We start from the raw sequence: 328 nt of genomic DNA on the forward strand, positions 1-328 counted from the left end.
CGCCGGCCGGCGAGGGCTGGCACCAGGACACCGACGTCCTCGACACCTGGTTCTCCTCCGGCCTGTGGCCGTTCTCCACGCTCGGCTGGCCCGAACAGAGCGAGTCGCTCGCGAAGTTCTACCCGAACTCCGTCCTGGTCACCGGCTACGACATCCTCTTCTTCTGGGTCGCCCGGATGATGATGTTCGGCCTGTACGCGATGGACGGCACCCCGCCGTTCCACACCATCGCCCTGCACGGCATGGTCCGCGACCAGTTCGGCAAGAAGATGTCCAAGTCCTTCGGCAACGCGGTCAACCCGCTGGACTGGATGGACAAGTACGGCTC

The 328-nt window shown here is 65.2% G+C and carries 1 protein-coding gene; it reads left to right on the forward strand.

The genetic code is table 11. The features are described from left to right. Positions 1–328 (forward strand): class I tRNA ligase family protein (locus BZL64_RS41395; protein WP_244205517.1); only part of this gene is annotated, 328 nt, incomplete at both ends.

It is taken from the genome of Streptomyces bobili (genome assembly GCF_002154575.1).
Classification (GTDB): domain Bacteria; phylum Actinomycetota; class Actinomycetes; order Streptomycetales; family Streptomycetaceae; genus Streptomyces; species Streptomyces bobili.